Origin of the sequence: Rickettsia tillamookensis (genome assembly GCF_016743795.2) — a bacterium.
Classification (GTDB): Bacteria; Pseudomonadota; Alphaproteobacteria; order Rickettsiales; family Rickettsiaceae; genus Rickettsia; species Rickettsia tillamookensis.
In genome coordinates this window covers 1,080,348-1,092,918 of the sequence record NZ_CP060138.2, presented here as the reverse complement: position 1 = coordinate 1,092,918, position 12,571 = coordinate 1,080,348, and the positions used below count along the sequence as shown (strand labels likewise).

Below are 12,571 nucleotides of genomic sequence, written 5' to 3'. Positions count from 1 at the left end.
CTCTTATATTTAAGTAAGATTTAAAGTAAAATTTAAGTTTTAGTTATTATAAGCGTGTGTTAAGTTCAAATAAGTAATTTCTATCTAATAAAGGTTTTTATGGCTACAAATATAGTAGGTAAAGTTAAGTGGTATAATTCTACGAAGAATTTTGGATTTATTGAACAGGAAAATGGCGGCAAAGATGTGTTTGTACACAAATCAGCCGTAGACGCAGCAGGTTTACATAGCCTTGAAGAAGGACAAGATGTAATTTTTGATCTTGAAGAAAAGCAAGGAAAAGCCTATGCTGTTAACCTCAAAATTAAATAAATATATTTATAATACCAAAAGCAGCTATCCAAAATTGTTTATAATTTAGGGTAGCCTAGTCATCTTTATCAAAATAGTAAATATTTTGTTTTTGTCTTATAATAACCTATATAATTTTAAGTATAATAAATTATTTTTACTAAAGGGCATGAAAATGCCCTAAATCTAATAATATTATTCTGGCTTGAATAAGATTCTAAAATAGTTTCATTATTCATTATCGTTTTATATATTTAGTTGGTTTGTAATCTAGCTTAAGCATATTTTTTGATTCAGGATAATTATATAAGTCGTTATTTTAATTTACTATAACTTATTTTTTATACAATAGACCTGCATAACTTATCTTAGAGGCTATCTGTAAATAGATTTTAATTAGTAATTAAAGAGTTTTTTTAGCGACAAAGTGATAAGATTTTTGAAGTAATAGTTATTCATATTTCAAAAAAATCTTATAATTTGCAGTCAAAAAGATTAAATTATCGGTTAAAATTTATTTACAGATAGGCTCTTAATAAAGGGAATAAGAGATTTCTACTCTACGCAAGCGTACTATAGTTAAGTATGTAAGGCTGAGAGAGCGTTTCATATATCTTTAAGAAATGGGTTATGTAAGAGGTCTAATCAATAATGTGCATATTTTGATTTAAAACTATATTGGATTATATAATGAAAAATTTTAATTTATCTGAAGAATTAATTATTGCTCTTGAGACAATGAATATCACTGAGCCGACTGAAATACAAAAGCAATCGATTTCGGTTGCAATGGCGGGGGCGGACATACTTGCTTCTAGCCAAACAGGTTCAGGAAAAACTCTTGCTTATTTATTGCCTTTAATTGATTCATTTATTAAAAATAAAACTACTGCTTTAATTCTTGTTCCGACTAGAGAATTAGCAACGCAAATACACAGTACTTTAAATAAAGTAACTACATCCTATAAAATTAATAGTGCAGTTTTGATAGGCGGTGAACCGATGCCTAAACAATTTATGCAATTAAAAAAGAATCCGAAAGTGATTATCGGTACGCCGGGGCGTATTATCGATCACTTAAATAGAGGAAGTTTAAAAATTGATCGCATAGGCATAACCGTACTTGACGAAATGGATAGAATGCTTGATATGGGGATGAAAGAACAGTTAGAAGAAATCAATAAATTTTTACCGGAAAAAAGACAAGTTTTAATGTTTTCTGCTACTATGCCAAAACATATTATTGCTGTTTCTCAAAAATATCTAAACAATCCAGTACGTATTACGGTAGGTGCTACTAATAAAGCAGCCGCAGAAATAAAGCAGGAATCAATGCATGTTTCTGATAAAGAAAAATTTAGTGAATTAACTAAACAACTTGGTAATAGAGAAGGATCGGTAATTATTTTTGTGAAGACTAAACGCTCTGCCGATCAATTAGCTAAAATGTTAAAATATGAAAATCATAAAGCAGAAGCTATACATGGTGATTTAAGTCAGCGTCAACGTGAAAGAGTAATTTTATCATTTCGTAAGTCAAATCATAGAATAATGGTAGCAACTGATGTAGCGGCTCGTGGGCTTGATATTCCTCACACACAGCATGTTATTAATTATGATTTACCTATGTGTCCTGAAGATTATTTACATAGAATAGGTAGAACGGGTAGAGCAGGGGCTACCGGACATGCGTTGTCTTTTATTTCTCCTGATGATGTTATTAGATGGCGTGCAATTGATCGTCTAGTAAATAAAGGAGAATCTACACCACGCGGTGAGTTTAGGAGTGATAAAAATAATCGTAAAAGATCATTCGGTAAAAGAGCCGATGGTGAGGGTAAAAAGTTTAATTCTTTTGATAATAATCGCAAAAAAACTTTTGACGGTAACAACTACGGTAATAAAAGAAAGAAAGTCTCGTAGTTTGTAGGACGTATTGCATGGTTCTCATGTCATTCCTGCGAAAGCAGGAATCTAGTAAAAAAATTATAAAACAAAAAGAATTATATAAAATTTAGTATATAATTTGCTTTAGAAACTAGATTCCTGCTTTCGCAGGAATGACATAGATTTTACAAGGATAACATCAAATCATTTTATATAAGGAGAATAAGCTCATAAGTTTAAATTTTTCACGATTTCAATATATATCTAATATTTTCTTTATATTAATAATTTCTTTTCCCGGAGGTTTAATTTATTTACTTACCGGTTCAACTCTTTCTTTTTGGCTTCGAGAATCCGGTTTTGATAAAATCACTATCGGGCTTTTTAGTTTAGTTAATTTTATTCATATATTTAAATTTTTATGGGGTCCTTTACTAGAAAAAGTAAGTTTTGCTCCTTTAAGTAAGCGAGGATATAAATATTGTTTAATTATTGCTTTGGTTAGCTGTATTTGTTGTGTATATGTTCTAACAAATTTTAACCCTAATACTCATTTTATACCATTTGCTTTATGTTTAGTAGCTGTGGCATTTTTTTCTTCCATTTATGATATGTTGCTTCAATCATCACAGATGTTACTTATTACAAATAAAAATTGGGGTATAAGTGAGGCAGCTTGTACTACAGGCTTTAGAATAGGTATACTTATAGCAGGTTCAGGAGCGTTATATTTATCAACTATCATATCTTGGCAAGATGTTTATCGTGCTATGGCAATTTTATGTATACCGTCATTACTATTAATTATAATTTATCCGCTTAAATTTAAAGATAAAATAATTATTAATGATTTTGATAGATTTTGGCATGCTTTTTATGACTTTATCAAGAAACCTAAATGGCTAATAATTGTTAGTTTTATGCTTCTATATCGTCTTCAGGATAATTTTCTTTCAATTATGCCGAATATGTTTTATCTCGATATCGGGTATACGAAGAAAGATTTAGCTCTTGGATATAAAGCTTTCGGTATGTGTGCTACAATCCTTGGAGGTTTTATAGGTGGTTTTTTGTGCCGGAAATATGAATATTCTTATTTGCTTAAAAGAGCATTAATATATCATGCTTTATCTAGCCTATCTTTTTTATATCTCTATTTTTATAATCGAGATATTACAAGTCTGTATATAGCGGTCTTTTTTCAAGAATTTACCAAAGGCTTAACTATGTCGCCGTTTTTTTCTTACCAATTAAGATGTTGTAGTTCTAAATATTGTATAACCCAAATTGCTTTAATTACTTCTATTGCTTATATTAGTACCATATTGTTTGGTAGTATTTCAGGCTATGCAGCTACTTATTTAGGTTGGACTTATTTTTTTATCGTAGCAGGATTTTGTTTTATACCGGCTTATATATTAATAAGGCATTTACCGACTTATGTCATTCCTAGCTAAAAGGGTTGTTGTTGTGTGGCTCGGCTCCACCTTTGTCATCCCGTGATTTATTCACGGGATCCAGTTAAAAATACTAATATTATTAGTATTTTTAGTTGTTTTACTGGATACTGTAGACAAGCCACGGTATGACACTGAACGTGCTTTCCAAACCATGCAACAACACCTAAATTAATCCGCTAATCCGGCTAGCTTTACTTCAGGAAATAATTCTTCTTCCAATTTTGATAGGTCGTGTATTAGCTCCGGACTAAATAGAGGTGCTAATTTGTTAGATAATGGAACTAAGTCTTCATCTGTAGTTATCTTTATAAATTCAATCCTTGCCTTAAATCGTGCCAATTCAAGTTCTTTAATATTAAGATGTGTGTTATTAAAAATTTCCTTGATTGCATCGTGTATTATATAGCTATCTTTTGAAGATAATTTAGACCTCAATGGTCTACTCATAGATAATAGTAATAGATTCGATTCATTGTCTAACATGAACATTTCCGCAGGTTCGTCCGTATAAGAGAATTTGGAAAGAAATATTATATGAGTTTTATAATAATCACTATATGTGTCTCTAAGATATTTTTTGTATTTGCTTAAACCTTCTAGTCTTGTATGTTCTTCTATATTAGCTTTTAGTGTAATACAAGTTTTTAGACGTCCATTGTCTGCAGCTGATACAAAAGATTTATCGATATATTTTTGTTCAGGTTTATATCCACTATTTAATAAAAATTTTATTACCTCTGTATTTTGATATTTTGAAGCTTCACCTAATAAATAGCCAATGGATGAGATATCCGGTGAGGAACCGATGAGTTTTAAATTATTTTTTTCAATATCCGGTAATTTCTTCTTAAACAAATATTCAAATGTGCTTAAATTTGAATGACTAATTGCCAATTCAATATGCTCTGGCTCAATGATTGCACCTTTTTGAACTAAAAGATCTATTATTTCGATGCTTTTGCTTTTGTTTTCTCCTCTAATCGCATAAAACAATCCATTTTGAACCTTAATACCATCTTGCTCACAAAGCAATTTTACTATCTCTACATATCCTTTGTCTGCTGCAAACCCTAAAGGGGTAATATAGTTTATTCCGCTATGGCTATTTATATCAAATCCAAATGTTATTAATAAATTAAGCATTTCAAAATCATTATTAATAACCGCAATTAAAGATAGAGTACTATGAGATGTTCCAACATTATTTAATGTTATAACATTATTTGGTTTAGCTTCATCGAAAGCAAAATAACATATTGTTTTTATATTGTCAGGAAGAGGGTTACCAAAGCTTAAAATATAATTTAAGGCTTCACTAGTATTCTTATTTATAACGCTCTTAAATAAATTTTCTTCATTTGGAGTATCAATAGTATATATATCGCCTTTGCTTGTAGTAAATTTTTTAGGCATAATAATCTAGTTATTAATTAATAATATATTAAAATAATAATTTATTTTAATAAGATCAATGGTGAAATTAAAAAGTTTGTTAACAGTGCCATACAATAATCTCTAAGATAAATACAAATATTATTGTCAAAATAGTACTATCAAGTTATTATGGTTAACAAATTTATTAATGTGATTTAATTATGTTTATTCAAACTGAAGATACTCCAAACCCGGGTGCAATAAAGTTTTTCCCGGGTCAGGAAATAAGTAGCGACCAACCGGTATTTTTTAGCGATATTGCCGAAGTGAAAGGAAGAAGTAAGCTTGCTGAATCGCTATTTCATATTAATAACGTGAAATCAGTATTTTTCGGTAGTGATTTTATAACGATAACTAAACAAGCTGAAGGTAATTGGCAAGTTATAAAGCCTGAAATTTTAATGGTTATTATGGATCATTTTATTTCAGGATTGCCGGTATTTGAAGAAAGTACAAAAGCAGATAATGTAAATCATAACCTTGATGGGCTTTCGGAAATAGAGAAGCAAATCGTAGAGATTATTGAAACTAGAGTGCGTCCATCTGTTGCACAAGATGGTGGTGATATAATATATAAAGGCTTTGAAAACGGTGTAGTTAAATTAGCTCTTCGCGGTGCATGTCTTGGTTGTCCAAGCTCTACTATCACCTTAAAAAACGGCATTGAATCCATGCTTAAACATTTTGTACCGGAAGTGCAAGAAGTTGAAGCTGTAGAGGAAGATTTTGAGTAATTTAGGTATTGACTAAAAAGAGTTGATTTTAAGTTTCGATGTCGTTCCCGCATTCTATGTCATTCCTAGCTAGAAGCGGGAATCCAGAAAAAAAAGCATAAATACAGCAAATTTTTAAAATTAAAAGCTCGCTTTATGCTGGATTCCCGCTTCTGCGAGAATGACCTAGAAGTCATGTAATAACAACTTCAGCTACTTGTAATGACGATATCTATAATACTAACCTTCCTTTGCAGAATTTATTATATCATTTTGATGCCAAATAACGTAATGTAGTTCAACATCTTTTGGAGCATATACTACGATAGGTAGTTTGCTATTATATCTTAAAAATGTTTCATCGCCTAAAAATACACTAACCGGTTTTATGGTTGCTTTTACCCCAGGGCATGCCATCATTGTACTAGCAGGCTGATCGCTAACTTGATCAATTATATAATAATTATATCCCCATCCTTCTAAAGTTTTTGTTTCCAGCTTACCGCCAAACCAAACACGATTACAATCTTTCATTGCATTTTTTGTTGCTTGCAATTCTACTTTTAGCTTTTCTTCATTAGACTCTGTAGGTAAATGAATTACATAACGCTTTTGATTTTCAAGTGGCGTAGGGTAGGGGGCAATATCTTTTAACCGCTTATCGGTATTAGCTAATAAATGAGTATTTAAAAAACATAATATAAGAAATAGTATAATTTTATTTTGCATATGGTTGTTTTTTTAAATTAATTAATCCATTATCTCGCCTAAAGGAGTTATGTAAAAAGAATTTATTTTGCCATCGGTTATATCAGCACTAAAGCCTTCACTATAATCAGCTTCATCATTTTCGTTTATTTTTTTACTTAAAAACAATATAGCATTTTTAAATTTGCTGTTTTCATATATATTTTGATTATTGAGACTAAAAACTTTCATAGCAAGTTTTTCGTTATTCGGTAATTTAAAATATACTTCTGATCCGTTATTAGAATAAAAAAATTATGTTTAGTATAAGCACCTAATAATAGTAAATCGTTCAATATATCTATAGTAACTGGTTCTTTTAGGCTTATATTCTTAGGAAATAATATGTAATTATTTTGTATATTTAGAATAGTTTGTATAACGGCTAACTCAGTCTTATATTTGTGTTTGTCACTAGAAAAGTTAGGCAGTGTTTCTATTGGATTAAGATCAAGAGAGGTTTCGCTGAATTCGGTATTCAGCATATTATTTTGATTTAATTCGGTAAAATCTAATTTAGTAGAGTATATTTTATCACCGATATTTAAAGTATATATATGCTGTCCTTCGAGCATTGCATCAAATAAGTCTTGCCATATTATTTGTAATTCTCCTAATAACTCTTGAATATACTTATTATCACCTTTAGAATTATTAATTTCATCTGCAAAGCTTTTCATTACAAAAAATTTAAAATCTTCTAATTGTGAAGGTTTATAAGATTCAATTTTACGCTGTAATTTCTCTTCAAAATAATCTATTAGTGATGCAATATCTGCAGGAAAATTTTTAGTTATTTCTAATAATTCTTTTTTATGCTGTTCTGAAATTATATTCATTTTCTAATCTAATCCCGTTTCTTTCTTAAAAAAGCCGGTATGTCATGAATATCAGACTCTTTATTATCTTGATCTAGAGTATTAACAACAATGTTTTTGCGTTCTAAAGTTTGATTATTTGAAGCACGCAGAGAACCCCATATTTTTCCTAAAAATGATGGTTTTGGTGAGTCATCTTCAGATTTGTTGAAACTATTTGCATGTAACCCTAGCTCTTTTTCATTTCCGATAAAATTTTGATTTATTGGAGAGTCGGTAATTTCAATATTTTCGGTACTATAGCTGTTAAAATCAGGAATTTCTTCTATTTGTGTAGGTTGTACTATAGCTTCATTATAAGTTTCTTCAGGAACTATATTGGTAGTTTCAGCTATTGCGGGTTTATATGTCGGTACTTTATCGGCATCAATACCGGTAGCAACAACCGATACTCTGATAATTCCTTTTAGTTCCGGATTAAATGTTGAACCGAAAATAATATTAGCATCAAGGTTATCTACTTCTTCTCTAATTCTATTAGCAGCGTTGTCAACTTCAAATAAGGTCATGTCGGAACCGCCTGTAATATTGATTAATACACCTCTTGCACCGCACATTGAGCTATGATCTAGCAGCGGATTTGAAATTGCAGATTCTGCCGCTTTAATAGCTCTATCTTCACCGCTAGCTTCACCCGTACCCATCATTGCTTTACCCATTTCGCTCATTACTGCTTTAATGTCGGCAAAATCAAGATTAATAAGTCCCGGCATAATCATTAAATCCGTTACTCCTCTAACGCCTGCATGTAATACGTCATCTGCCATTTTGAAAGCATCGGCAAACGTCGTTTGTTCATTAGCAATACGGAATAGATTTTGGTTCGGTATTACAATTAAAGTATCAACGAATTGCTGTAATTCAATAAGTCCTTTATCGGCAGTTTTCATACGATGACCGCCTTCAAAATGGAAAGGTTTAGTTACTACCCCAACCGTAAGGATGCCTAGTTCTTTAGCAATGCGTGCAATAACCGGTGCAGAACCGGTACCTGTACCGCCGCCCATACCTGCCGTAATAAATACCATATTGCTATTTTCTAGGTAACTACGAATTTCGCTTTCTGATTCTTGAGCAGCAAGTGCTCCAACCTCAGGAGAAGCTCCTGCCCCAAGACCTCTAGTCGTAGAAACACCAAGTTGTATTTTGTTAGTGCATAAAGAATGTTCAAGCGATTGTGCATCGGTATTAGCTACTACAAAATTAGCACCTTGTAGATTAGCACTAATCATATTATTTACTGCATTACTACCTGCACCCCCAACGCCGAAAACCGTAATGGTCGGCTTTAATACTATATTTTCAGGAGCTTTTATATTTAAAACCATGATACTCTTTTATTTTATATAATTAATGTTTAAGTATAATAAAAGATTAAGGCTGTGTGAAGAAAAATTTAATTAATATATTTTTGTTCTTTTTGGCTGCAAATTATAAGATTTTTTTGAAATAGGAACAGCTATTTGCTGCAAAAATCTTATTAATTTTTGCTCAAAAATATCTAAAAATATAAATAATTAAATTTTTCTTCACACGGTCTAAAAATTTCCACAGTATTTTATGAAAAGTTTAAGATAAGTTTTCTTTTAATAGTGGAACACCGTTATTATGACATGCTTTTATTAATGCTTTATCGTTAGTGGCTATAGGAAGCCCTTCATGCATGGCAGTTAATAAATAAGTCGCATCGTATGAAGTAAGATTATTGGCTCTTGCAGTATTCATAATTTCGTACATAGGAAAATCAAAATTTGATATATTGATGGGTAAGGAGTTTAAAAAATCTATAGTTTTAATAATTTTTGCTGAAGTTATTCTAGCACGTTTTGCTGCTATTAATATTGTATTAGTTACTTCAAATTTCCAAAGAAATGGTACTACTGCTCTAAATTTATAACAATAATCTAATGTAAAGTCTGAATATTCATCACGTTCATCATTAAAGAACCATGAAGCAGCTTATGGAGCAATCGGCTATAAATGGTTTAGAACTCATCTTCTACCTTCATCTCGAAGCTCTTTAATAGTATAAGGTGCTAATGTTTTACCCTTACTAAATTCAGCAAATTTTTCCACTACATTTTCTATTTTTGGTCTGTGTGTGATTGGTGAAAGCACGGCAACCGGCGTATTATGCTTACAAATAGTAATTTGTTCGCCGTCTTGTACACGCTGTATTAGATCGGAAAAATGAGCTTTTGCTTCACATAGGTAATATAATAAATAGACTAATTTACTATAGCCTATTTATAAGATTTTGTACAGTAATATTAATAGTTTAAATTAATATCCTTATAAAAACCTAAGATTATCCAACCATTTTTTCAGGAACTACTATTTTATCAAACTCTTCTTCGGATAAAAGATTGAGTTTTTTAGCTGCTTCTTTTAAAGTTATTCCGTGCTTATGTGCTTCTTTAGCAATTTTTGCAGCATTATCATAGCCTATATGCGGATTAAGAGCCGTAACAAGCATTAGAGATTTATCACGTAAATCATTAATGCGTGCTATGTTAGGTTCTATTCCATTAATGCAGTGAGTGACAAGGCTATTTACGCTATCGGATAATAGCTCTATAGATTGTAGAATATTGTATATTATTACAGGTTTAAATACATTAAGTTCAAGATGCCCGTTAGAGCCGGCAATAGTAACCGTAACATGATTTCCCATCACCTGACTGCACACCATTGTTAAAGCTTCAACTTGCGTAGGGTTTACTTTACCGGGCATAATCGAAGAACCAGGCTCGTTTTCAGGTAGATGTAATTCACCGAGACCGCATCTTGGACCGGAGCCGAGCAGTCTTATATCATTTGCTATTTTCATTAAGCTAACTGCTATAGTATTTAGAGTTCCTGAAAATTCTACTAGTGCGTCGTGGGCAGCTAGACTTTCAAATTTATTAGGAGCCGTCTTAAAAGGTTGTTTAGTAAACTCTGCCACTTTCTTAGCAAATTTTATATCAAAGCCTATTTTTGAGTTAATACCTGTGCCGACTGCTGTTCCACCTTGAGCAAGTAGATAAACTTTTTTTAGTGCATCCTCTATGCGTTCTAAAGCATACTCTATTTGTGTAATATATCCGGAGAATTCCTGTTTAAGAGTTAAAGGAGTTGCATCCTGCAAGTGGGTACGTCCTATTTTTATGATTTTATCCCAATCTTTTGACTTGTCTTGCAAAGAGGTAAGTAAATTATTCAAAGCCGGTATAAGTCGCTGTTTAGTTGCAAGTACGGTTGCTATATGCATAGCGGTTGGAAAAGAGTCGTTGGATGATTGTCCTTTATTAACATGATCGTTAGGATGTACTGGAGATTTACCGCCTTTCTTACCTGTTAATTCTTCATTAGCTATAGAGGCAATAACCTCGTTCATATTCATGTTTGTTTGTGTACCTGAACCTGTTTGCCAAACTACTAAAGGAAAATTATCCTCAAATTTGCCTTCTAAGATTCTATCTGTGGCTTTATCGATACTTGTAGCTATTTTAGCTTCTAAATCACCAAGCTCATAATTAACCTGTGCTGCACATTTTTTTAAAATAGCAAGAGCACGAATTAAAATTTCAGGCATTTGTTGTTTGCCTATTTTAAAATTTTCTAAAGATCTTTGAGTTTGAGCCCCCCAATAAAATTTTTCTTCTATTTGAATTTCTCCAAAAGAATCGCTTTCGGTTCTGTAATTTTTCATAAATTGTTAAATGTTATATAATTATCTATTTTTTTCATAAAATGATCACTTACTGCATTCAAGTCTAATTGCTGGGCTAATTTAGCAAAGCTATAATATAATTTGTCTGTTAAAGAAGCTTTTTTTAGATTCTTAGCAATAAATATTAATGTGCTTTCTATCATAAGATTACGATTAAAACTATAAAATTTTTGCCAATGTTCGTTATATTTAGGTTCGGAAGATTCTATATAATCGGAATATATAGGTTTAGTAATTACTGCTTTACCTTGATATATATCAAATATAGTATCATTAATTAATCTTTCATTCTTGAGGTTATTGATCACTTTATCAAAAAAATTGTTTAATATAGCCGTTGTTATCTCTTCTTCTGTAAGTTCATTTATAAATATGTCTAATTGTTTTTCAAAACTCTCGATAATTTGTTCATTTGGTCCCCTTTTCATGACTTTTCTCTCAAATTAATTGATATAATAAAAGTTTATGACTTTAATTTTAGTAGACTAAATATTTATATCGAAGTAAATAAAAAACAATATTTGATTTATTAAAAATATTATTTATGTAATGAATGAAAAATTATAGAAGCGGCATTTGATACATTAAGACTTTCTACTCTCTTAGAAATAGGGATTTTGGCTAAATAATCACATGTTTCTTCGACTAATCTTCGCATGCCTTTATCTTCTGAGCCAAATACTAATGCCATTTTGTCGGAAATTAATTTATCGGTAAAGTAGTCATTTGCAGAACCTGTTAGACCTATAATCCAAAAGCCGTGTTTTTTAAGATAATTCATACATGAGCGTAAGTTAGTAACTTTAATTATAGGTATTAATTCTAAAGTACCGCAAGCCGCTTTAGCAATGCTGCCGCTTTCATTTGGAGAATTATCTTGAGGTAATATTATAGCATTTATATCAAAAGCAGCGGCACTACGAATAATTGCTCCAATATTTTGTGTGTCTGTTATTTGATCAAGAATCGCAATTTTACATTTTGGGCTTTTTATATCTACGTCCTCTAGATTGTAAGAAAAAATTGGTCTAACTTTTGCAGCTATTCCTTGATGTGTTTGGTTTTCCAGTAATTTAGATAAGATATCGTTATTAACAATTTCATAAGATCTGGTACCTATTAATTTTTTGTTTGTATCAAAAATTTCCCTAGTGCATAAAATATTTTCAATTTGACGTTTTGGATTATTTAGAGCAGAAAATACAGGATGTTTCCCATACATATAATAACAATTTTTAGAATCAAGTTTTTTATTTTGCATCTTATTGAAAACCGTCAGTAATTTGTTCTTGACAGAAACTACTATTTATTATAGAAAGTTACAACTAAATAAATGTGCAAGCTGCTATTTGTTTATTTGATGATTCGGCAAGAAGTTTTATTAAGTCCTAATACTAATTATATATTGTATTTTACAGTGAATTAGTCTATTTAATACAGTAAAGT

At 30.9% G+C, this 12,571-nt stretch carries 11 protein-coding genes and 2 pseudogenes; 4 read left to right on the top strand and 9 right to left on the bottom strand.

Going from position 1 to position 12,571, the window contains the following annotated elements; translation table 11 throughout:
- The first annotated feature begins 99 nt into the window (after positions 1–99).
- From H6P87_RS05445 to H6P87_RS05435, 3 genes are all read left to right on the top strand, one after another.
- On the top strand, positions 100–312 hold the full coding sequence (locus H6P87_RS05445; protein WP_202068942.1) for a cold-shock protein: 213 nt from the start codon (positions 100–102) through the stop codon (positions 310–312).
- Between the two features lie 669 nt (positions 313–981).
- Positions 982–2,214, top strand: coding sequence for a DEAD/DEAH box helicase (locus H6P87_RS05440; protein WP_202068940.1), 1,233 nt, complete (start codon positions 982–984; stop codon positions 2,212–2,214).
- 194 nt (positions 2,215–2,408) lie between these two features.
- Complete coding sequence (locus H6P87_RS05435; protein WP_202070142.1) at positions 2,409–3,635, top strand: MFS transporter; 1,227 nt, start codon at positions 2,409–2,411, stop codon at positions 3,633–3,635.
- Between the two features lie 171 nt (positions 3,636–3,806).
- Here H6P87_RS05435 and H6P87_RS05430 read toward each other — a convergent pair whose 3' ends face one another.
- Positions 3,807–5,051 carry an ankyrin repeat domain-containing protein gene (locus H6P87_RS05430; RefSeq protein ID WP_202068939.1) on the bottom strand — a complete coding sequence of 415 codons (1,245 nt, stop codon included), beginning with the start codon at positions 5,049–5,051 and terminating at the stop codon, positions 3,807–3,809.
- Between the two features lie 182 nt (positions 5,052–5,233).
- Here H6P87_RS05430 and H6P87_RS05425 point away from each other — a divergent pair, with 182 nt between their 5' ends.
- Complete coding sequence (locus H6P87_RS05425) at positions 5,234–5,806, top strand: NifU family protein (protein WP_202068938.1); 573 nt, start codon at positions 5,234–5,236, stop codon at positions 5,804–5,806.
- Between the two features lie 219 nt (positions 5,807–6,025).
- Here H6P87_RS05425 and eco read toward each other — a convergent pair whose 3' ends face one another.
- From eco to rlmB, 8 genes and pseudogenes are all read right to left on the bottom strand, one after another.
- The gene (gene eco / locus H6P87_RS05420) at positions 6,026–6,514 is read right to left on the bottom strand and encodes a serine protease inhibitor ecotin (protein ID WP_202068937.1); all 489 of its coding nucleotides are present in this window, start codon (positions 6,512–6,514) and stop codon (positions 6,026–6,028) included.
- Positions 6,515–6,535: 21 nt separating this feature from the next.
- Positions 6,536–7,017, bottom strand: a pseudogene (locus tag H6P87_RS07390) (hypothetical protein).
- Positions 7,018–7,379: 362 nt separating this feature from the next.
- A complete protein-coding gene (ftsZ, locus tag H6P87_RS05405) occupies positions 7,380–8,738 on the bottom strand; it encodes a cell division protein FtsZ (protein WP_202068932.1) in 1,359 nt (452 codons plus the stop codon).
- 241 nt (positions 8,739–8,979) lie between these two features.
- Positions 8,980–9,294: pseudogene (locus H6P87_RS07385) on the bottom strand (type II toxin-antitoxin system VapC family toxin); the annotation flags it as partial.
- A gap of 108 nt (positions 9,295–9,402) precedes the next feature.
- Positions 9,403–9,657 (bottom strand): type II toxin-antitoxin system Phd/YefM family antitoxin, encoded by a 255-nt coding sequence (locus H6P87_RS05390; RefSeq protein ID WP_202070141.1) that lies wholly within the window; start codon positions 9,655–9,657, stop codon positions 9,403–9,405.
- 61 nt (positions 9,658–9,718) lie between these two features.
- Complete coding sequence (gene fumC, locus H6P87_RS05385; RefSeq protein WP_202068930.1) at positions 9,719–11,104, bottom strand: class II fumarate hydratase; 1,386 nt, start codon at positions 11,102–11,104, stop codon at positions 9,719–9,721.
- Positions 11,101–11,553, bottom strand: a complete 453-nt coding sequence (locus H6P87_RS05380; RefSeq protein WP_202068924.1) for a hypothetical protein — start codon at positions 11,551–11,553, stop codon at positions 11,101–11,103. Before H6P87_RS05380 ends, fumC begins: the two co-directional genes overlap by 4 nt.
- 110 nt (positions 11,554–11,663) lie before the next feature.
- Positions 11,664–12,386, bottom strand: coding sequence for a 23S rRNA (guanosine(2251)-2'-O)-methyltransferase RlmB (gene rlmB / locus H6P87_RS05375; protein ID WP_202068918.1), 723 nt, complete (start codon positions 12,384–12,386; stop codon positions 11,664–11,666).
- Positions 12,387–12,571 lie beyond the last annotated feature (185 nt).

Coding starts and splice junctions, on each gene's coding strand:
- ftsZ (WP_202068932.1), bottom strand. CDS start 8,738: ATGGTTTTAAATATAAAAGCTCCTGAAAATATAGTATTAAAGCCGACC.
- eco (WP_202068937.1), bottom strand. CDS start 6,514: ATGCAAAATAAAATTATACTATTTCTTATATTATGTTTTTTAAATACT.
- rlmB (WP_202068918.1), bottom strand. CDS start 12,386: ATGCAAAATAAAAAACTTGATTCTAAAAATTGTTATTATATGTATGGG.
- fumC (WP_202068930.1), bottom strand. CDS start 11,104: ATGAAAAATTACAGAACCGAAAGCGATTCTTTTGGAGAAATTCAAATA.
- H6P87_RS05440 (WP_202068940.1), top strand. CDS start 982: ATGAAAAATTTTAATTTATCTGAAGAATTAATTATTGCTCTTGAGACA.
- H6P87_RS05425 (WP_202068938.1), top strand. CDS start 5,234: ATGTTTATTCAAACTGAAGATACTCCAAACCCGGGTGCAATAAAGTTT.
- H6P87_RS05445 (WP_202068942.1), top strand. CDS start 100: ATGGCTACAAATATAGTAGGTAAAGTTAAGTGGTATAATTCTACGAAG.
- H6P87_RS05380 (WP_202068924.1), bottom strand. CDS start 11,553: ATGAAAAGGGGACCAAATGAACAAATTATCGAGAGTTTTGAAAAACAA.
- H6P87_RS05430 (WP_202068939.1), bottom strand. CDS start 5,051: ATGCCTAAAAAATTTACTACAAGCAAAGGCGATATATATACTATTGAT.